The organism is Synechococcus sp. 60AY4M2 (assembly GCF_002760375.1).
GTDB lineage: Bacteria > Cyanobacteriota > Cyanobacteriia > Thermostichales > Thermostichaceae > Thermostichus.
Genome location: NZ_AUMZ01000001.1, coordinates 1 through 20,113, shown reverse-complemented (window position 1 = coordinate 20,113; position 20,113 = coordinate 1). Strand labels below are relative to the sequence as shown.

10 protein-coding genes and 3 pseudogenes are annotated in these 20,113 nt (G+C 58.6%); 4 read left to right on the top strand and 9 right to left on the bottom strand.

Annotated elements, in window-relative coordinates; translation table 11 throughout:
- Positions 1-26: 26 nt before the first annotated feature.
- Positions 27-983: a ribonuclease Z gene (gene rnz / locus SYN60AY4M2_RS00065; RefSeq protein WP_099813169.1), complete on the bottom strand. Its 957-nt coding sequence runs from the start codon at positions 981-983 to the stop codon at positions 27-29.
- A gap of 140 nt (positions 984-1,123) precedes the next feature.
- Here rnz and SYN60AY4M2_RS00060 point away from each other — a divergent pair, with 140 nt between their 5' ends.
- Complete coding sequence (locus SYN60AY4M2_RS00060) at positions 1,124-1,480, top strand: iron-sulfur cluster assembly accessory protein (RefSeq protein ID WP_011430489.1); 357 nt, start codon at positions 1,124-1,126, stop codon at positions 1,478-1,480.
- Here the strand turns inward: SYN60AY4M2_RS00060 and SYN60AY4M2_RS00055 are convergent, their stop codons facing one another.
- The 3 genes from SYN60AY4M2_RS00055 to SYN60AY4M2_RS00045 all read right to left on the bottom strand — a co-directional run bounded on the left by SYN60AY4M2_RS00055 (position 1,481) and on the right by SYN60AY4M2_RS00045 (position 10,050).
- Complete coding sequence (locus tag SYN60AY4M2_RS00055) at positions 1,481-2,710, bottom strand: response regulator (protein WP_099812046.1); 1,230 nt, start codon at positions 2,708-2,710, stop codon at positions 1,481-1,483.
- Positions 2,697-7,052, bottom strand: coding sequence for a PAS domain S-box protein (locus tag SYN60AY4M2_RS00050; protein ID WP_099812045.1), 4,356 nt, complete (start codon positions 7,050-7,052; stop codon positions 2,697-2,699). Before SYN60AY4M2_RS00050 ends, SYN60AY4M2_RS00055 begins: the two co-directional genes overlap by 14 nt.
- A 241-nt stretch (positions 7,053-7,293) precedes the next feature.
- Positions 7,294-10,050: a cation-translocating P-type ATPase gene (locus SYN60AY4M2_RS00045; protein ID WP_011430492.1), complete on the bottom strand. Its 2,757-nt coding sequence runs from the start codon at positions 10,048-10,050 to the stop codon at positions 7,294-7,296.
- Positions 10,051-10,174: 124 nt separating this feature from the next.
- Between SYN60AY4M2_RS00045 and SYN60AY4M2_RS00040 the strand changes: the two genes are divergently transcribed.
- Positions 10,175-11,953 carry a diflavin flavoprotein gene (locus tag SYN60AY4M2_RS00040; RefSeq protein WP_099812044.1) on the top strand — a complete coding sequence of 593 codons (1,779 nt, stop codon included), beginning with the start codon at positions 10,175-10,177 and terminating at the stop codon, positions 11,951-11,953.
- Here the strand turns inward: SYN60AY4M2_RS00040 and SYN60AY4M2_RS00035 are convergent.
- From SYN60AY4M2_RS00035 to apcD, 4 genes and pseudogenes are all read right to left on the bottom strand, one after another.
- Positions 11,931-12,503 carry a Uma2 family endonuclease gene (locus SYN60AY4M2_RS00035; protein WP_099812043.1) on the bottom strand — a complete coding sequence of 191 codons (573 nt, stop codon included), beginning with the start codon at positions 12,501-12,503 and terminating at the stop codon, positions 11,931-11,933. The genes SYN60AY4M2_RS00040 and SYN60AY4M2_RS00035 overlap by 23 nt on opposite strands.
- A gap of 721 nt (positions 12,504-13,224) precedes the next feature.
- Positions 13,225-14,211, bottom strand: a pseudogene (locus tag SYN60AY4M2_RS00030) (chlorophyll a/b binding light-harvesting protein); the annotation flags it as partial.
- Positions 14,212-14,250: 39 nt separating this feature from the next.
- Positions 14,251-14,736 carry an allophycocyanin subunit beta gene (locus SYN60AY4M2_RS00025; protein ID WP_099812041.1) on the bottom strand — a complete coding sequence of 162 codons (486 nt, stop codon included), beginning with the start codon at positions 14,734-14,736 and terminating at the stop codon, positions 14,251-14,253.
- Between the two features lie 267 nt (positions 14,737-15,003).
- On the bottom strand, positions 15,004-15,477 hold the full coding sequence (apcD, locus tag SYN60AY4M2_RS00020) for an allophycocyanin subunit alpha-B (protein WP_099812040.1): 474 nt from the start codon (positions 15,475-15,477) through the stop codon (positions 15,004-15,006).
- Positions 15,478-15,808: 331 nt separating this feature from the next.
- Here apcD and rpsU point away from each other — a divergent pair.
- Positions 15,809-15,952: pseudogene (rpsU, locus tag SYN60AY4M2_RS14275) on the top strand (30S ribosomal protein S21).
- On the opposite strand, the gene SYN60AY4M2_RS00010 reads toward rpsU, so the two are convergent.
- Positions 15,949-19,689 carry a PAS domain S-box protein gene (locus SYN60AY4M2_RS00010; RefSeq protein ID WP_099812039.1) on the bottom strand — a complete coding sequence of 1,247 codons (3,741 nt, stop codon included), beginning with the start codon at positions 19,687-19,689 and terminating at the stop codon, positions 15,949-15,951. The pseudogene rpsU and the gene SYN60AY4M2_RS00010 overlap by 4 nt on opposite strands.
- A gap of 324 nt (positions 19,690-20,013) precedes the next feature.
- On the opposite strand from SYN60AY4M2_RS00010, the pseudogene SYN60AY4M2_RS00005 reads away from it, so the two are divergent.
- Positions 20,014-20,113 (top strand): annotated as a pseudogene (locus SYN60AY4M2_RS00005) (IS607 family transposase); the annotation flags it as partial.

Sequence of the window (20,113 nt, the reverse complement as noted above, 5' to 3'; positions counted from 1 at the left end):
CTATCATTCTAGCTAGCAAGGCAGGTCTAGACTCCCACCGGCAGGGGAGCGGGGCTGCGGCGCGGGATCTCGTAGGTCATCCGATCCCGGGCCAGGATGGTGTTGGGAAAAATGGCCCGGGCTTCGGCCAGCAGGTCTTCCAAAGTGATAGGGCCCTCTGAGGTGTAGCGGGGGCTGAAGTGGGTGAGGATGAGGGTCTGGGCCTTGGCTTCGGCGGCCACCCGCGCGGCCATGGCGGCGGTGGAGTGCTTGGCGCGCTCGGCTAGCTCCCGATCCGCTTCGGCGTAGGTGGCCTCGTGGATGACCAGATCGGCGGCGCGAGAGAGATCGACGGCGTTGCGGCAGAAGATGGTGTCGGTGCAGTAGGAGAACTTGCGCCCTGGGATCGGAGCCCCTACGTAATCTCGCCCGTGGAACCAGCGGCCTTGCCAGAGGATGGATTGGCCGGCCTTGAGCTGCCCGTAGAGAGGGCCGGGCGGGATCCCGTCTGCCTGGGCTTTGGCCACGTCGAAGGTGCCGGGCCGGTCTTGCTCCACCACGCGGTAGCCGAAGGCGGGCACCCGGTGATCCAGGGGGGCGCAGAAGACCCAGTACTCGGGATCCTGAAGAATGAGCCCTGTTTCGACGGTGTGAACCCGGAAGGAATAGGGAATTCGGATCTCGCTGTAGCGCAGCACCGTCTTCAGGTACTCTTCCAGGCCGGGGGGGCCATAGATGTCGATGTGTTGGGGGGTGCTGCCCAGGCCGCAGGAGGCCAACAGCCCTGGCAGGCCGTAGATGTGATCCCCGTGCATGTGGGTGATGAAAATGCGGCGCAACTGGCTGGGGCGCAGCTCGTCTAGCCGCAGCAGTTGGTGTTGGGTGCCCTCGCCACAGTCAAACAGCCACCATTCTGACCGCTGCGGAAACTGCACCGCCACGCCCGAGACATTGCGCTGGCGGGTGGGCATGCCGGAGCTGGTGCCCAGAAAGGTAACACGAATGGCGTTGGGATCCGTCACAAGGGCAGAACGTTAGGCTTGAGGAAACGGGATCCCTAGCTTATCAACTGTTCCTGCCGCGCGAGGGGAAAAGGCGGCCCAAAACCCCTGTTAGGATAAAAGTAAGTGTCAGCTTTCCCGCCATGATCACCTTGACCGAGAGCGCCATCCAAGAGCTAAAGCGGCTGCGCAGCAAGTATGAGAAAGAGGGATCCCAACCCATCTTGCGCCTGGGGGTAAAGCCCAGCGGCTGCTCCGGCCTCTCCTACACCATGAACTTCGAGCCCCAGGCCAACCCTGACGACCATACCTTTGACTTTGGCGAGATTCGGGTGGCGGTGGATCCCTTGAGCATGACCTTTATTCAAGGGCTGACTGTCGATTTCTCCGAGGATCTGTTGGGGGGCGGCTTCCGCTTCAAGAACCCCAATGCGGTGGCTAGCTGCGGCTGCGGCACTTCCTTTGCCACTGCCGAAACCGCCGCTGCCGTCGGCCACTGATCACGTCCTGCCAGAGGGCTTTAGGCTGGGCAGGCGCAGCAGGAAACATGTCCACCCCGCCTCGCTGGTTACTCGAATGTGACCCTGGAGGCGCTCCACCCATTGCTTCACCAAGGCCAGCCCCAGGCCGCTGCCCGGCTGGGCCCAGGGATCCGCAGTGGGCACCCGATAAAAGCGCTCGAACAGGCGGGGCAACTGGTCGGGCGGGATCTGAGCGGTGTTGCCGATCCTGAACTCAACCCCTTCAGGGATTGGCTGAACCTCTAGACGAATCGTGCCACCTGGCTGGGTGAACTTGCAGGCGTTGTCCAGCAGCTCTTTGAGGATCTGGGTCAGGAGCTGCCGATGGCTGTAAAACCGCCAGGGGGAGGGGGGCAGATCCCCCACCTGCAGCGTGAGGGAGCGGGCCTGGGTGCATTGCTGCACCGACTCGATCAAGCTGTGCCAGAGGTGGGGCAGGTCAATAGCTGCAACGGCAGAGCCCAGGTCTTTCCCTTCCAGGCCCTGCAGATCCAATAGGCGGTTGATGAGCTGGATTTCGGCCTCGCACTCCTGCAGGGCAATGTCATGGTATTGCCGCTGCTTCTCGTTGAGGGGGGTGCGGCGCAGGAGTTCCAGGGCCAGCTTGATCTTGGTCAGGGGGGTGCGCAGCTCGTGGGAGACGGTGGCCAAAAAGTGGTCTTTGAGGCGGTTGAGCTGCTCCAGATCTGCCACCTGGCAGGCCAGTTGGGCGGTGCGCTCCTGTACCTTGGCTTCCAGTTCCTGGTTAAGCTGCTGCAGACGGCGCTGGGCCTGGTTGGCTTGCAGCAAGTGGCGCAGCCGCCGCTTCAAAACCGACCAGTGGATGGGCTTGGGGATGTAGTCGCTGGCGCCGGCTGCAAAGGCCTCGTTGACAAAGGTTTCGTCTTCCAAAGCCGTGACGATTAAAATCGGCAAGTCCGGGTTTTGGGCGTGGAGGCGGCGGCAGCACTCAAACCCATCCAGATCCGGCATCACCGCATCGAGGAGCACCATGTCCGGCTGATAGCGGCTTGCAGCTTCTAGACACGCCAAGCCGCTGTCCGCTTCCACGAGTTGGTAGCCCTCCCGCTCCAGGGCGTAGCGAGTCAAAAGCCGCTGGCTGGGATCATCGTCGGCAATGAGGAGGAGAGGCCGCTTCTCTGCCGCAGCAGAGCTCGTTCCGGTCTGAGGAACGGATCCAGCCGAAAGGTTGCTCTCAAGCCTCTGCATGGGCCCCTGGAGAAGAAAGAAGCGGTCCTGGCGCGCTAGCCGATAATTCGAGGATAACCCGCTGGTACTCGGCTTCCAACCGCTGGAAGGCCTGCTCTATGGTATCCCAGTTTACAGAGTTGGCCGATGGCTTGCGAACGAGCTTTTCCAGCGCCTGGCAGCGTTGAGCTAAGAGCTTGGCCCCCAAGGTGCTGCTGCTGCCCTTGAGGCGGTGGGCCAGTTGGGCCACGGTTTGGACATCCCGGCTCTCCAGGGCCTGGCGCAGGGATCCCAGCAGGGCCTGGCTGTCTTGCCGGTAGGTTTGGATCATCTCCTGCCAGTCTTCCGGGGATCCCAGCATGCTCTGCAGGCTGGCCAGGGCAGCGGCATCCAGGGCCGGCTCTGGCTTTGGATCCCCGACAAAATCGAGAGCAGCTTCCTGGAGGGCCCGCTCCAGCACAGCCGGCTGCAGGGGCTTGGTCAGGTAGCCATCGACGCCGGCGGCTTCGGCAGCAGCGCGGCTTTCCAGGAAGGCATCGGCGGTGAGGGCGAGGATGCGCGGCTGGCGCTCTGGGGGAAGTTCGCTGCGGATGCGGCGGGTGGCGGCCAGGCCGTCCAGCTCCGGCATGTGCAGATCCATCAAGACCAGGTCGTAGGCGCGCAGTTGCAGCGCCTGCAGGGCTTCCAGGCCGTTGGCCACGATGTCCGGCTGATAGCCCAGCCGCTCCAGCATCAGGCGGATGACCTTTTGGTTGACGGGGTTGTCTTCGGCTACCAGGATGCGCAACGGGCAGCGGCTGGCCAGAGGGAGCTGGGGTTTCAAGTGGGAAGCAGCCGCAGGCACTTTTTCCTGGCCCAGCAGAGCCCGCAGTTGAGAAGCCCTGACCGGCTTACCTAAGGCAGGAAGAGAGCCAGCGCTTGCCAAAGCGGCTCTGCGATCCACCAGCAGCACAAGCCGCAGGGGGGGCTGCTCCTGCTGCAGAGCCCTGGCCAGGGCCAGTCCATCGCCGTCGGGCAGGCTGGTATCCACCAGGGCCAGCTCAAAAGTCTGGGCCTTGGCTATGGCTTGGGCTTCCGCCACCGTGCTGCAGGCTGTTACCTGCATCCCCCAGGACTGCAGTAGGCGCGCAAGAAGTTGCCGTTGGCTGGCGTTGTCTTCCACCAGCAAAACCCGCTGGCCGGCCAGAGCTGGGTCGGGGGTGGGGGTTGCCCAGAGGGCCGCATCCGGAAGCTTCAGGGGGATGCGGAAGCCAAAGGTGGATCCCTGACCCGGCTGGCTTTGCACCCAGATCGTTCCGCCCATGAGTTGACAGAGGCGCTGGCTGATGGCCAGCCCCAGGCCGGTGCCGCCGTACTGGCGGCTGATGGAGCTGTCCACCTGGCTGAAGGGCTTGAAGAGGCGATCCTGCTTTTCCGGCGGGATGCCGATGCCGGTGTCCTGCACCTGGAAGCTCACCCACTGCACCTGGGCCTGGGGATCTTGCTCTTGGGCCTCGACGGTCACCACCACCTCCCCTTGGGGGGTGAACTTGATGGCGTTGCTGAGGAGGTTGGCCAGGATCTGGCGCAGGCGGTTGGGATCCCCGACCAGGGTGGCCGGCAGGGCCGGATCCACCCAGGCCACCAGCTCCAGATCTTTGCTCTGGGCCTGGGCGGCCATGAGATCCAAGAGCTCCTCCATGAGCTGGGGCAAGGAGAAGGGCGTTTCCTCCAGCTCCAGCTTCTGGGACTCGATCTTGGAAAAATCCAAGATGTCGTTGATGAGGCTGAGCAGCACCTCGCTGCCGTAGCGGATGGTCTGCACCCAATCCCGCTGCTGGGCATCGAGAGAGGTATCCAGCAACAGGCCGGCCATGCCCATGATGGCGTTGATGGGCGTGCGGATCTCGTGGCTGATGGTGGCCAGGAACTCGCTCTTGGCGCGGTTGGCCGCCTCGGCAGCTTCCATAGCCGCCTTCATCTGCTCTTGGGCCTGCTTGGCCAGGGTGATGTCCCGCCCGGCGGCGTAGGCCAGGGATCCCGCCAAAGAAGCGCGCCACTCGATAAAGCGGTAGCTGCCGTCTTGGGTGCGGTAACGGTTGACAAAGCCATCCAGACGCCCTTCTTCCAGCAGCTTTTGCACTGCTTGCTGCGTGGCCGGCAGATCTTCCGGGTGCACCCATTCCCAGAAGGGATGCTGCTGCAGCTCCTCGAGGGAACGGCCCAGGGCGGCCTCCCAGGCCGGGTTGAGGCGGCGAAAATACCCCTCCTTGTCGGCAATGCAGAGCAAATCCAAAGCTACCGAGAAAAATTGCTCCAGCTCGGCTTCTGCCTGCTTGCGGGCGGTGATATCGACGGCGGTAAACACCCAGCAAGGGATCCCGCGCAGCACCAGCGGCTGGACAAAAACGTCTTCCCAAACCTCCCGGCCATCTCGACCTTGCCAGTGCCACTCGAAGCGGGCGGATCCCTGTTGGCGGGCTTGCTCCAAGTAGGACTGCAGCGAGAACTCCCCGCCCCGAAGAGCCCGGCGATAGGGAGACTGCTCGGAAGCGTCGAAGGCCCGCAGCTCCTCCAGGCTGAAAAACCCGTAGGCGGCAATGGCTTGGGAGTTGGCCTCCAGGATCTCGCCGGTCTCGGCATGACGGATGAGGATGGCCACAGCGGCATTCTCAAACAGCGCCCGGAACTTCTGCTCGCTTTCCTGGACGGCCTGCTGGGATCGCACCCTGTCGGTTACATCGCGGACGATCACCACCACCTCTTGGGGGTTGAGGGGCACAATGCGCACCTCTTCGTGGCGGGTCTCCCCTTCAATCTCGATGCTTTGGTCGTAGCGCTGCCGCGTCTGGGTAGCTATAGCCTGCTGAACAAAGAAAAGCCGCCGCTCGGCCAATTCCGCTGGCAGGACCTCTTGGAGGGATCGGCCCACGTAGGTGTCGGGTGAGCCATAGGGAAGAACCTCGCCCCCCGAGACAAAGCTCAAGCAGATGCCCTGGCTATCCAGGCGGAAGATCAAGTCGGGAATGGCTTCTAGAATGGCTCGCTGCACCTGTTCAGCGGCTTTCAAGGCCAGCTCCGCCTGCTTGGCTTCTGTAATATCCCGCACGATTGCCAGGACTTCCTGGCTGTTGAGAGGGACAATGCGGGCCTCTTCGTAGCGTACCTCCCCTTGAACTTCAATGCTGTACTCGTAGCGCTGTTGGGTTTGGGTGGCCAGGGCTTGCTGAACATAGAAAAGCCGCTGCTCTGCCAGCTCCAGCGGCAGAATCTCCTGGAGGGATCGACCTAAGTGGCGCTCTGCTGGGCAGTCAAGATGAACATCGCCGCCGGAAATAAAACTCAGGCAGATGCCCTGGCGATTCAGGCGAACAATAAGGTCGGGGATGGCTTGGAGAATGGCCCGCTGGGTGGCTTCCATTTCTCTGAGGGCCAACTCCGCCTGTTTCCGCTCGGTGATATCTCGCACCAGGATGTAAACTTTGTCTCTCCCGTGAGCGACAACGCAGGCTCTCCGATAGCAGCGGATCCCCGGCTCAATCTCAACTTCGTACTCTAGGTACTGCGGCGTCTGGCTGACCAAGGCCCCCTCCGCCAGAGATGGATACTGCTCTTTCAGCGAGCCAGTAAACACGTCTTGGGCGCGGCGACCCACGTAAAACTCAGGCGGATGTCGGGTGGGAACGTAAGGGGAAGGCTTGCAATGAAGAATGACTCCCTCGGCGCTGAGCTCAAAAATCAAGTCGGGAATGGCCTCGTAGAGGGCGCGGTAGCGAGACTCGCTTTCCTGTAGAGCCCGCTCCATCTTGACCCGCTCGCTGATGTCGCGGCTGGTGATGAGGATCCCGTCTCCCACCGGCACCACTTGGTGATGGATCCAACTGGCCTTCAAGCCCGGCTGCCCCGAAATGGGGAACTCCTCTTCCAGAGGAATGCCGGTTTCCACCACTCGCTTGTATTTCTCAAAAAAGCCCCCCCAGCGGTTGATGGGCAGCAGCTCGCACAGCCGCTGGCCGATGATCTGCCGGCGCTGGAGGGAAATGAGCTCTTCCCCCTTGGCGTTGACATCCACAAAGACAAAGTCGATGATCTCGCGGGTAACGGGATCCCGCACCGCCTCCAGCAGGTAAATAGCATCCAAGCTGGCTTCCAAGGCTGCCCGAAAACGAGCCTCTGGGCTGGGGGTGCCTCTAGGAGGTTGGAAGGGAAATCTTCGAGAAAGGGATCCCAGGATCCCTCTGAAGACAGAAAGCGGCTGACTTTCCCCCAGGCTGACGCCAAGCAGCAGGAGAGCCAAGAAGAGGGATCCCAGCAGCCAAAAGGCAAGGCCAGAGGGATCCACCAGGCCCACCGTTTTCCCTACCGCCCATAGCTCTCTGTGCATAGAACCCAGAGATTCCTGCCCCCTTTCCACAGTATCCCAGCAAGTCTTTCCAGCTTATCTTGGAGGTCAAAAGGGGAAGCTCAGCTAACTTGCGGAAATGGCCTCTATGCAATGGGCAGGATTCCTCAAGAGTGGCTTTTTGGGGAAATGAGTCTTGGCTCAAAGCTTTGTTTCTGGGTGCAGTAGGGAGAGAGACTCTTTATTGTGAAGATGCTTTATTGTGAAAAATAATTGTGAAGATTCAGCGGGATCCCTGGCGCCAGCGGCGGTAGAGTTTTTCCAGATCCACCCAGACCATCACCACCGTGCTAAAGCCCAGGCAAATGAGCAGTTCTGGAAGGGTCAACTCTTCTGTCCCGAAAAAGTTGCGCAGGAAGGGCACATAGAGCAGGGCCAACTGCAACAGCAAAGTGGCCAACACGGCCCCCAGCAGGTAGGGGTTGGAAAAGGGGTTCATCTCGAGGGTCAGCTTGTCGTTGGAGCGGGCTGCCAGGGCATGGCCCATCTGGGCAATGCACAGGGTGGTGAAGACCATCGTGCGCCAGTGGGGGATATAGGCTTCCACGATGGCCATCATCAGGATCGTGGAGATGGCAAAGACCACACCGATGCGCACCATGTAGGCACCGAGCCCTTGGGCAAAGATGCTCTCTTTGGGGTTGAAGGGGGGGCGCTGCATCACCCCTGGTTCTGCTGGCTCCATCGCCAAGGCCAGGGCGGGCAGGCCGTCGGTTACCAGGTTCATCCACAGGATCTGCAGGGGCGTCAGTGGCACGTCCTCTAGGCCCAAGATAGGGGCAGCAGCCACCGTCAACACCTCGCCGATGTTGCTGCCCAGGATGTATTTCACGAAACGGCGGATGTTGCTGTAGACCACCCGCCCTTCTTCAATGGCCGCCACGATGGTGGCGAAGTTGTCGTCCAGCAGCACCATGTCGCTGGCCTCTTTGCTGACGTCGGTGCCGGTGATGCCCATGGCAATGCCAATATCTGCCTGGCGCAGGGCAGGGGCGTCGTTGACCCCATCCCCGGTCATGGCTACAAACTGGTTTTGTTTTTGCAGAGCTTGGACGATGCGCAGCTTGTGTTCGGGGGCAACACGGGCATAGACGTTGACCCTTTGCACCGTCTGCAGCAGCTCCTCAAAGCTGAGCCGAGAGAGGGTGCGCCCGTCAATGGCTTGGCCCTCCGAGTCGAGAATGCCCAGCTCGCGGGCAATGGCCACAGCGGTCAATTGGTGATCGCCGGTAATCATCAGGGTGCGGATGCCGGCCTGGCGGCAGCGGGCTACTGCTTCCCGCGCTTCGGGCCGCGGCGGATCGTACATGCCCACCAGCCCCAGCCACACCAGGTTGCGCTCGATCTCCTCCAGGTTCTCCGGGATCCGCTGCAACTGCTGGGTGGCCACCCCCAAAACCCGGATGCCCTGGGCCGCCAGGCGGTTGTTGGCAGCCAGAATGGCTTGGCGCTCGGCTTCTGACAGCTCCTGCCAGGTTCCGCCTTTTTGGATCTGGGCGCACTGCTCCAGCACCAGCTCCGGGGATCCCTTGACGTAGACGCGGTAGCTGCCCTCCTCCTGCACCACCACGCTCATGCGCTTGCGTTCCGAGCTAAAGGGGATCTCCTGCGCGCGCGGGTGCTGCTCTTGAAGGGAAGCTTTCTGCAGGTTGGCCTTGGCAGCAGCCACCAGCAGGGCGGCCTCGGTGGGATCCCCTAGGATCGACCAGGTGGGGGCAGCGCCCCGTTGGGCTGGAAGACTGGCCTGCAACAGGGCATCGTTGCAGAAGACCACCGCCCTGAGAAGGGCCTGCAAATCCGGGGCGCTCTGGGGATCAATGGGCTGGCCGCGGCAGTAGAAGGATCCCTTGGGGATGTAGCCGCTGCCGCTGACCTGGTAGTGGCGCTCCGGCGTGAGGATGTCGGTAACCACCATCTTGTTCTCGGTGAGGGTGCCGGTTTTGTCGGAGCAGATGGTGGTGACGGATCCCAGGGTCTCTACAGCCGGCAGGCGGCGGATGAGGGCGTTGCGGCGCACCATGCGTTGGGTGCCGATGGCCAGGGTGACGGTGATCACGGCCGGCAGCCCCTCCGGCACCACGGCTACGGCCATACTGAGAGAGATTTCCAGCAGCGAGGTGAAAGGCGCCATGCTGCCGGCCTGCAGCAGCCCCACGATCACCACCAGCGCCACCAAGGCCAGGGATCCCGACACCAGCACGTTGCCCAGCTGGCTCATGCGCCGCTGCAGGGGGGTGGGCTCGTTTTCCACCGTTTGCAGCAGGGCGGCCACCTTGCCCAGCTCCGTGTTCATACCGGTGGCGGTAACCAAGAGGATCCCGCGTCCCTGCAACACCTCGGTGCCCATGAAGGCCATGTTGCGCCGTTCCCCCAGCTCCGTGTCTTCGGGGAGGACACAGTCAGCCTGCTTGCTAACCGGTACCGCCTCCCCTGTCAGGGCCGCCTCCCGCACCTGCAGGTTGACCGCTTCCGCCAAGCGCCCATCGGCCGGGATCTGCACCCCGGCTTCCAGGAGCACGCGATCCCCTGGCACCAATTGGTTGGCGGGGATCTCCTGCCACAGGCCGTCCCGCTGCACCCGCACGCTGGGGGAGGCCAGCTTTTTTAGGGCCGCCAGCGCTTTTTCCGCCCGGCTTTCTTGTAAGTAGCCCAGCAGACCGTTGAGGCCGACGATCAACAGAATGGCCAGAGCATCTTTGGGGAACTCGCCTTCCTGCAAGTCCAGAGTCGCTGAGATCGCCGCCACGGCGATCAGCATCAGCAGCATGACGTTGCGGAATTGGTCGAGGAAAAGCTGCCAGGCGCTGCGTCCAGGAGAGGAGATTAGCTCGTTGGGGCCGTATTCCCGCTGCCTCTGGATCACCTGCTGGGTAGTCAGGCCAGCATCGGGATCGGTCTGCAACTTCTGGATAACAGCAGGAAGAGGGAGGCTATGCCAGGCCGTAGCAGAAGCACCGGCGGATCCAGAAGCTTGGGCCATCGCAAACACTCCCAGGGAATGGACAAATTCTACGTTAGCTCTCGAAGCTTTCCATAGAGGAAAAGGGGTCCCCATTTCCCTAGTTTCGTGGCAAGGTGGGGACAGAGGCCCCCTGGAGACTGCTATGGCGAGCAAAACTCCCACTCGCGATGTTCAAGTGGCCGTCATTGGCCCGTCCACTCTGGTTTTGCGCTCCCGCACCTGGGATCGCCTCAAGTTTGAGCTGGAATATGCCCGGCAGCGGGGCACCACGGCCAACAGCTACCTCATCCAGGCCCGCCAAACCCTGCTCATCGATCCGCCGGGGGAGTCGTTTACGGACATCTTTCTGGAGGAGCTGGCCCAGCACCAATACCTGCAGCGGCTGGACTTTATCCTGCTCAGCCACGTCAACTTCAACCGCATCGCCACCCTCAAGGCGCTTCTGCCGCTGGCCCCCTACGCAGTGGTGCTCTGCTCTAAGCCAGGATCCCTTACCCTGCGGGCAGCTTTTGAAGGCAGGGAGTCCCCCCCTCCTGGCCGCGACGAAGAGGAGGCCGCCGATTTTGGCATTCCCTACGGCAGCAATCAGTCCTTTCGCCTGCGGGTCATCCGAGATGGGGATCGCCTGGATCTGGGAGAGGGCCATGAGCTGCACTTGCGCACGGTGCCCACGCCCCGCCACCCCGATGCCCTCTGCACCTACGATCCGGCCACCGGGATCCTCTTTACCGACAAGCTCTTTGGCGCCCATGTCTGCGACGAGCAGGTATTCGATGAACATTGGCGGCAACTGAGCGAGGATCGCCGCTACTACTTCGACTGTCTCCACCGCAACCAAGCGCCCCAGGTCAAGGCAGCCCTGGCCAAGCTGGAGGAATTCCCCGCCCAGATCTACGCTCCTGCCCACGGGCCCCTCGTGCGCCACAGCCTGCGGCGGCTGCGCTTGGACTACCAGCTCTGGTGCGAAGAGGATCCCTTGGAGCAGCGGGTGGCCCTCCTGTACACCTCCGCCTACGGCAACACCGGCTTGATGGCGGTAGCCATTGCCCAAGGCTTGGAGCGGGCGGGAGTTACGGTGGAGCGGATTAACTGCGAGTGGGCCACCCCTGAAGAGATCGCCCAGGCCTTGGAGCGCTGCCAGGGGTTCATCATCGGCTCGCCAACCCTGGCCGGCCATCCCCCGGTCCAGATCCAAACAGCCCTGGGCCTGATTCTCTCTTCCGTTCCCACCAGCAAGCTGGCCGGGGTCTTCGGCTCCTATGGCTGGAGCGGCGAGGCCGTGGATCTCATCGAGAGCAAGTTGCTCAATGCCGGCTTTACCTTGGGGTTTGAGACGATCCGCGCCAAGTTTAAGCCCACCGCCGAGATCTTGGAAGCTTGCCAAGAGGCGGGATCCCAGTTTGCTCAGGCCCTGCGCAAAGCCAAACGAGCCCGCGCCCCTCGCCAAACCAGCAGCGAAACTCAGGCGGATCGGGTTGGGCAAGCCCTGAGCCGGGTGGTGGGATCCCTGTGCGTAGTTACCGCTCTGCAAGGACAGACCCGCCGTGGCTTTCTCACCTGGTCGGTGGCCCAGGCCAGCTTCAATCCACCAGGGCTAACCCTGTCGGTGAACAAGGAACAAGAAGCCGAACTGCTGACCTATCCCCAGGCACCCTTTGTGCTCAACATCTTGCGGGAAGGCAAAGGTAGCAACTTGCAGCGGCACTTTCAGCGACCTCAACGGCCCGGAGAAGATCGCTTTGCCGGCTTGGCCACGGCCACTGCTGAGAATGGCTGCCCTATTTTGTTGGATGCCTTAGCTTACCTGGAGTGCCGTGTGAAAACTTGGATGGACTGCGGGGATCGCTACCTGGTCTATGCCGAGGTGGAACGGGGCAAGGTGCTGGATCCCACGGGGGTTACGGCCATGCGGCGGGGGTAGTGTATTGGAGAACAAAGATTTGTTGTGGAGTCAATGCTAACTGGATCCCGTCGATCACCTTGAGCTGACGATCTGCTCGGCAAATTTCCGGCTCTTGTTGAGGGGCAAATATCAAAACAGAGTAATCGTCTAAATCCACCATCCACCCTAATTTGCTGCCGTGCTTTAGGCAATGCAGGATATTATCGATTACACGGCTTACCCTTTGACCCGGCGAAAGCATTTCGATAATCCAGTCGGGTGCTGCGGTGAAGTTATCCTCTGGCTCGCCTGTTTCACTTAGGCGAGTTCGATCCCACGCAATTACAGCAATATCGGGAACAATGGAACGACCGGCAAAAGTGCATCGCAATTCGGGTAGGGCAGTATAGCTGGTGGTGCTGCCGTCAACCTCAGCCACGAGGCGTTTTTGCAAAATGGAATGGCGGACTTTGGGCAGCGGTTTTTGAATGGCAACTCCATCCACGTACTCCCATGCCGGAGAATCTTCTATGTGAGGCAACTTGAGGAAGTCTTCAAGGGTAAGAGGCGGAGCCAGGCGAGTTGTCATAGGTTTAGGCAAAGCTCCTCAGGATCCCTACCAGTACTGTATCCCAAATCCCCAAGCGAGGGCGAGTGGTGGAGTAGGGGTTAGAATTGCAGCAATTGGAGTAGATGTAGCGTGAAAGTTGTCCAGCCGGCGGCGCTGCTGACCTCGATGGATCCCCTCAGTTGATCCACCATTTGCTTCACCAAGGCCAAGTCTAGATCGGTACTCCCTTCCTTAGCCCACACTGCGGAGCCCTAGCAAAGCAAAAAGCCCCCAGGCAGGGTAATCACCTCTCCTGAGGGCCAAACCCCCTCAAATCCCAGGTAGGTTAAGCCTGAACTCTGCTCGGCTCGTAGAAGACTTTGGGCAGAGATCGAGCAAACTTCGAGAAATCAGCCCTTGACTTGCGCGAACCATAATCTGCCTTTAAGTCAGAACGATTGAAAGCTATCTTCTCTCTTGCGGGCTCGTAGAAGATCCACCTCCTAAGGGTGTAGTTCACTTCATAGAGAGTTTGCCGAACGCCGTTTATCAACGATAGAGATCTGGAGCTGGGAGCCTTTGGCGGCTGATACCAGTAGATATCCTCGGGAGATACAGATAGAGGCTCTGGACCTGCAAAGGGCGGCTCGTAAAAAGTTGCAAAGTCAGGCTGAGGTCGGCACTGAAATTGAACCTGATACACCGACTGAGAGGTCATTTCCTGCCGACTCTGCTGCCAAAGCTGCAGCATCTTGCCGACATCAAATCCCATCGCTCGCTGAAAATGCCACAGGGATCCTTGTAGAAAAAAGAAGGCTAAGTAGAAGTGAGCATTCGCCAGCCAAACCCTTGAGGAGTAGTTCCACGCTCCCGTTTGATTTGGATCGAAGTAGTAAGGAGTAAAGGCGGATTTCAGCTCCAGGGTGGGGCCGTAAAACTCCACCGGGTAGGCCAGCGAGTTAAACCCACAGTAGTAAGAAGCCGCAAAACCGGCTAGGGCGATGCCGAATAGAGAGTAGGAGAGGATCCCATCTGCTGAGAAGAGAAAGCGAGCTTTAACCCACTCAAACGGCGGAACCAGGATATGCCACACCCCTCCCAACAAGAGAAGAGCTCCCACATAGATATGGCCCCCCACCAAGTCTTCCAAATTATTGACATCAAACAGGTGGGTGCGGTAGTTCCAAAGGGTGGCAAAGTCCAAAGTTGGAGCCGTAACCAGGCGTACCTGACCGGTGTTGGCGTCATACAGCCCCCCGAACACCATCGCCTTGGCCACCAACAATAGGGATCCCAGGCCCAAAATCAGTAGGTGGTGCCCCAAAATCACTCCCAACGTTTTGGCATCATCCCAAGTGAAGTGAAACTTGGCAGCCCTGCCGAATTCCATATCTAAGCTGGGGGGAAGTTGGGTTTGGTGGAAGTAGGCTCCTCCAGCCAACACGCCGGCAGCCACCAGGTGAATTGAGGCAATGGCCACATAGGGAAAGGTATTGACGATCTGGCCACCGGGGCCAACCCCCCACCCCAATGTGGCCAAGTGGGGCAGCAAAATCAGCCCTTGCTCGTACATGGGCCGCTCTGGCGAGAACTTGGCCAGCTCAAACAAGGTAAAGCCCCCCGCCCAAGCCATGATCAAGGCCGCATGGGCCACATGCGCCACGATAAAAGTATTAGAGAGGTTCATCAATCGAGCGTTACCTAACCACCAGGGGTAGCCCGATGGGTGCATCTTTTTGGCATTCATAGATAGCTCCTCAGTGAGCCCTCAAAAATACAGGCACGTTTAGCTCAGACCGGCAATGATATGGTCAAGATAAACGGCCATTTCTTGACTTGCCTCTGTGTCGAGACTTTCGGTCAGGACCTCTTTCATGGCATTGAGGGCCTGAATGACGCGATCGATGGGAACGCCGAGGGTGATGTAAGTTTCTTTTAAACCCTGCAACACGCGCTCATCCAAAATTGAGGGATCGGCAGCCAACATGGCGTAGGTGGCATAGCGTAGAAAATAGGTCAGGTCCCGCAAGCAAGCCGCGTAGCGCCGAGTAGGGTACATATTGCCCCCCGGTAGGGTAATATCCCCGTAGAGCAAGCTCTTGGCAACCGTTTTGCTGATAATGCTGCTGGCGCTGGAGCTGATGGTTTTGGCCGCCTTGACGCGCATGTTGCCACTCTGGAAATAGCGATTTAATTGTTCCAGAGCTGCGGCATCTAAGTAAGAGCCTTTCTCATCGGCGGGGTTAATCAGGGAAGTGATGGTATCTTTCATGGATTTTTCTCCTCTAAGCACTAGTAGGGACTGATTTCTTGAGGCAATTGGGCAAATGCTGTTCGCGTTAGCGGGACGGAGTCCTTGCACCGCTTGCTCAGGCATTGCCTGTGAGAACTCTTATGGATTGCAACTTAAGACAACTTCACAGCTTGCAGGTCAAGCTCGCAAAGCCAGCCGAAACCTCAAGCTCACAGAGGCAGGAGTAGCGCGCCTCAACTCTAAAACTGAGCGAGAGGGCAGCGATTTGTCTATCCATTCATCGATTCAAAAAGCGCGAATCAGTCGATCAAAGTAGGGGGCAGCTAGAGCCATCTCCTCTGAAGAAAGAATGCCGGCAGCTACCTCTTTTAGGCAGCTCATCGCCACCCGCAGGTTGGGTAGCGGCACGCCCAAAGAGATGTACATTTCTCGCATGCCGTTCAAGCCGATATCTTCCAGCGGCTTATCGTTGCCTGCCAAGATGCAATAGCTAACCAAGCGGATATACCAGCCTTGATCTCGTTGACAGAGGGCAGTTTTTTGAGGGTTGCCCTTATTGCTGGGGGTGTTGGGGCATTTGGCCCAAAACCGTTTGCTGCCTTCCTGGACAATTTTTTGCTCGTTCTCTGCTAACTTTTGGGCGGCTCGGATGCGAACTTGACCCTTGCTGAAGAAATCCTCTAGCTTGGCGATCTCGGCACTGCTGAGGAAGCGATCAGCCGCGTCCGACTGCGCGATGACTTGGGCAACAATGCTCATAGGTTTTTGGCAAGGAACACTCTACAGGTAACAAAGTAAGCCAGATCCTCAAGAACCGAAATCACTTATTAAGAAAAAGTTGTGAATTGAAACTTACTTGCAACAAATCCTCTCTGCCTCGCGTCTTCGGCAGCGTGACCAGATTGAGAAGGTTGGGTTGGCGGCCAATCCAGATCCCGGATACGACAGCAACCCTCAGAATACTCAGCCTCTATCTCTTCTGGCCGAGATGAGCATCTGTGTTGGGAACTATTTCCGTATCTGTTGCTACAGAACTTACAATAAGACGGGCTGTGCAGAGGTACCGGGGGAGAGAACCCCTAAGGTAGGGATCAAATCGGCGCTGCGCCGCTTTAAGGGCTAAGTTTCTGAGGCAGGAATCTTGCCAGATCTGCGTAACCATCGCTACTTTGAAACCAACCTGGAAAAGCGCAAGCGCAAAGCAGGAGTCCCCAGGGATCCGCTCAACCTTTAAAACTGGGGCAGAGGGGGCAGGTGGAGCGTGAAAGTTGTCCAGCCGGCGGCGCTGCTGACCTCGATGGATCCCCTCAGTTGATCCACCATTTGTTTCACCAAAGCCAAGCCCAGACCGGTGCCCCCTTCTTTCCAAGGATCATGGCTGGGGATCCGGTAAAAACGATCGAAAATGCGGGTGAGTTCCTCAGCCGGGATCTCTTGGCTATTCCTGACTTGGATGCGAGTTCGGTTGGCCTCAACCCTGACTTCTAGGCGGATGGATCCCTGGCCGGGGGTGTATTTCACCGCGTTGTGCAGGAGCTCCCGCAGGATACGCCCCAAAAGGAGAGGATCTGTGGTGATGCTGCTCTCCAGAGGCACGTTGGCTTGAAAGGTTTGCCCCTTAGTACGGGCGCGTTCGCCAATAGCCAACAGCAAATCCCCCAACAAGGCTTCCCAGGTCAGCGTTTGCAGATTCAAAGCATAGGCTCCTGCCTCTAGCCGCTGCAAATCCAACAGGTCATTGATCAGCTCGATCTCCCGTTGGCATTCCCGCTGGGCGATGGATAGGTACTGGGCCTGCTTCTCCCTCGCAGGGGCAACTTGCAGCATGTGCAACGCCATTTTCATGCTGGCTAGAGGAGTGCGCAACTCGTGGCTGACGGTGCTGATAAAGTCATCTTTGAGGCGGTTAAGGCGCTCCAGGGCTTGCACCTGCTCTTGGGCAGCTCGGAATAGGCGCGCCTGCCTTAGGCCGATAGCACATTGATTGGCCACCTGCTGGATAAGCTGCATCTCCTGCTGGTCGAAAGAACGCTCAGCTGAGCGAAAGATCCACAGATCCCCTAGCACTTGGCCTTTATCCGGCAGGGGGCAAGCCATGACCACCTGGCGCTTTTCCACTGTCTTTTCTGGACAGTAGAAGCAAAAAAGGCAGGGCTGTCCTGCGAGCAATTGTTGATGAACATCGTCGTAAGGCCCACCCTTTATGGATATGGAAATGTTCAGGGAGGAATTGGAGCGGGGGCAGTACTCGTAGCTGATGGTGGAAAGGGTGAGATCGGCGTTGTAAAGGCCAATATCGCAGCCATCTGCATTTAGGTTTTCTCCCAGCTCGCGCAGAGCGGTGTTGAGAATTTCAGCTTCATCCAGAGAGTCGCGCACCCGGTCAGTGATGCGTTTCAGCAGGGCCTCAAATTGCAGGGATCGCTGCAACTCAGAGGTGCGTTGCCGAACCTTTTCTTCCAAGGTTTGATTGAGGGCTTGCAGTTGTTCATATAACTGGGCCTGTTGCAACGCGATGGCTAATTGATCGCTCAGCTCTTGTAAAAGCCGGATTTCCCACTCTTGCCAAGGGCGGCTGGATTGGCAGTGCTGAACTACCAATAGACCCCACAAAGCCTCACCCTGCCGAATCGGGATCACCAAGTTGGCTTGGGCCTGGAAAGATTCCAAGAGCTCCCGATAGCAAGGATCCAAATTGGCCGTCGCCACGTTGGCTATGGCTTGCACAAAGCCCTCTTGGTACTTGCGATAGCGCGGATCCCTTTGGAAATACTCATCCCACACGTAGCGGCCCAGGTGGCTGGGCCAGGGATCCGCCACCGACTCAGCAGCTACAAACCCCCCTACACCTTCCTGCAACTGATAGATCATCACCCGATCCACCTGGAAAACCTCTCGCACTTCTGCAACAGTGGTTTGCAAGATAGATTGCAAATCCAAATCCTGACGGATGCGTCGCAGCAAAGCTCCAAGCAGCCGCTCCCGCTCTGCTTCTTTCAGCAACAGATCTTGGGCTTGTTTGAGGGGCGTTATGTCCACAGCGATGCCGCAAACGGCGTAAGGAGACCCCTGCTGATCCCGCAGGGCAAACTTGGTGACCCACTGGGTCAATCTCTTGCCATCGCGGAAAAAGGTTCGCTCGTAGCTGACAGGATGCGGAGATTGCAGGACTTTTTGATCCTGATCTCGAAATTCTAGAGCCTCTTCTGATGCGAACAGCTCACTATCCAACTTTCCAAAGAGCTCTTCTGCCTTGCAGCCTCTCTGTTGTAGATAAGTCTTGTTTACATGAAGATAGCGCCCTTCCAGATCTTTGAGAAAGATAGAAAAAGGGATCCCGTCCAGAATAGCCCTAAGCCGAGCTTCGCTTTCTTGTAGAGCCAGCTCTGCTTCTTTCTGCTCCGTAATATCTTCGGTAATGCCAACAATACGGATAACCTCTTGCTGTTCGTTCAAGATGGGTCGGCAAGAAGTACGCAGCCAGCGCAGCCTGCCATCCCGATGGAAAAGGCGGTAGGTGATCTGCTGGGCTTCTTGAGTGGCTCGGGCGGCCGCCTGCAGTACCCTTGGCAGATCTTCGGGATGGATCCTGTCTTTCCAGAGATCTGGCTTGCGGCGAAACTCTTCTGCTGTGTAACCCCAGATCTTCTCGCTTTGGGGGCTTTTGTAGAGAGACTGGCTCAAGTCTGCAGAATACACAAAGAAAACCACCGGTACAGCCTCTGCAATTTCTCGGAAGCGGGCTTCGCTCTCTCGCAAAGCCAGTTCCACCTGCTTTTGTTGGGTGATATCGCGGGTACTGGAAACGATCCCTTGCACAGAGGGATCCTCCAAAAGATTGGTGCAGAGGCTCTCCAGCCACACCCACTGGCCATCGGCGTGTTGGGCCCGGTAAATAAAGCTGAGTGTCTCGCCAGGTCGAGCCTTGAGTTGCTCAAGAGCATTAGCAACGTTCTGCCGATCCTCGGGGTGAACCCAATCCAAGGGTACGGCCTCTCCCTGATTGGGAGCACGCCCCAAAATTTTCTCAGCAGCCGGAGGATTTAAGGTATGCAGCAGACCTTGGGCATCGATCCGACACAAAATGTCGTGGCTGTTGTTGAGGAAGGCGCGAAAACGCTCTTCTTGTTCCCACACCTCCTGTTCCAGCCGCTTTTGTTCGGTGATATCTAGGACAATGCCGAGAAGCCCTAATCCTTTAGACTGATCCTGAAGCTTTACAGCGAAGCGATAGGTGTAGCGCTCCTGGCCTTGAATCATTTCCTTACCTTCGAATTGGCAAAACCCTTGCCGCTCTACGTCGGATAGAACTTGAGAGGTGTACTCCAGCCAGTGAGGATATTCTCGAGCTGCCTCCTCCAGAGAAGTACCCAGCAGATCGCCAAACCAGGCGCGGTCAGTGGCATTTTGCAAAATTAGCACTCCCTGGGGATCCCTGGCCCACACCGCCAATGGCAGGGCGTCCAACAAGGTGCGCAGTTGGGCTTCCCGCAGCCGCAGGTTTTCTTCCAACTGTTTCTTCTCGGTAATGTCTCGGCCCACCCCGCGAATGAACTGGAAGCGGCCCCGCCGGTCAAAAATGCCTTGGTTGATCCACTCAAACCACCGCACCTGCCCCGCTGCATCCGCCACTCTGCTAATCCGGGTAAAGGTGGGCTGCTGAGGGGTAAGGTGGGCTATCTTTTGCTGCGCCTGCTCCTGCTCTTCTGCCAGCAGCACGTCGATCCAGCGCCTGCCCCGCCAATCCCCCAAGATTTTCTGGCAAGCTTCGTTACATTCCACCACCGTCGTATCTGCACGCGCCAGCATGATGACATCGGGAAAACCCACCTGATCCCGCTGCAGCCAGCGCCTTTGCCAGTACATCACCACGGCCAGTGAGGATCCCCAAAGGAGCAGCCAAAGCCATCCGGGCAGAGTGTTCCAGTTGAGTAAGGTAAGCAGGTTGACCAGATCCCAGGAGGCGCTCATGAAGGTTGTCGATTAAGTTAAGTTTAGAAAGTGTCAAGGAGTGCACTGCTTTTCGGTAGCATTTCTAACCCAGGATCAAGCACTGTGCCAACAATTCCCCATCTCCCCGAAAAGGAGAGCAAAGTTTGAGTCTACTGGAACGGTGGGGCAGTATCCTCGAAAAGGGGGCTTTCAGGGTGAAGAGTTGTTTCTTAGGTTTCCTGAGTGTTCGGATAGATAGTTCTGAATCCAGCGCACCAGCCGCTGAGAGAGCATGACTCTAGTCAATGATATGCTGGACTATACTGAAAATAATGCCCAGTATGTTCAGTATGGCTGCTTGGTATGGCTAGGTATGTAAAACCGAGAGAAGCGGCGGATTATTTTGGGGTGTGTCTCCACACCTTGAGGCGATGGGAACAGAAGGGCTGGATCCATGCAGTAC

Bases quoted from the DNA above. Each gene is read 5' to 3' on its own strand.
- SYN60AY4M2_RS00060 (WP_011430489.1), top strand. From the start codon at position 1,124: ATGATCACCTTGACCGAGAGCGCCATCCAAGAGCTAAAGCGGCTGCGC.
- SYN60AY4M2_RS00055 (WP_099812046.1), bottom strand. From the start codon at position 2,710: ATGCAGAGGCTTGAGAGCAACCTTTCGGCTGGATCCGTTCCTCAGACC.
- SYN60AY4M2_RS00050 (WP_099812045.1), bottom strand. From the start codon at position 7,052: ATGCACAGAGAGCTATGGGCGGTAGGGAAAACGGTGGGCCTGGTGGAT.
- SYN60AY4M2_RS00045 (WP_011430492.1), bottom strand. From the start codon at position 10,050: ATGGCCCAAGCTTCTGGATCCGCCGGTGCTTCTGCTACGGCCTGGCAT.
- SYN60AY4M2_RS00040 (WP_099812044.1), top strand. From the start codon at position 10,175: ATGGCGAGCAAAACTCCCACTCGCGATGTTCAAGTGGCCGTCATTGGC.
- SYN60AY4M2_RS00035 (WP_099812043.1), bottom strand. From the start codon at position 12,503: ATGACAACTCGCCTGGCTCCGCCTCTTACCCTTGAAGACTTCCTCAAG.
- SYN60AY4M2_RS00025 (WP_099812041.1), bottom strand. From the start codon at position 14,736: ATGAAAGATACCATCACTTCCCTGATTAACCCCGCCGATGAGAAAGGC.
- apcD (WP_099812040.1), bottom strand. From the start codon at position 15,477: ATGAGCATTGTTGCCCAAGTCATCGCGCAGTCGGACGCGGCTGATCGC.
- SYN60AY4M2_RS00010 (WP_099812039.1), bottom strand. From the start codon at position 19,689: ATGAGCGCCTCCTGGGATCTGGTCAACCTGCTTACCTTACTCAACTGG.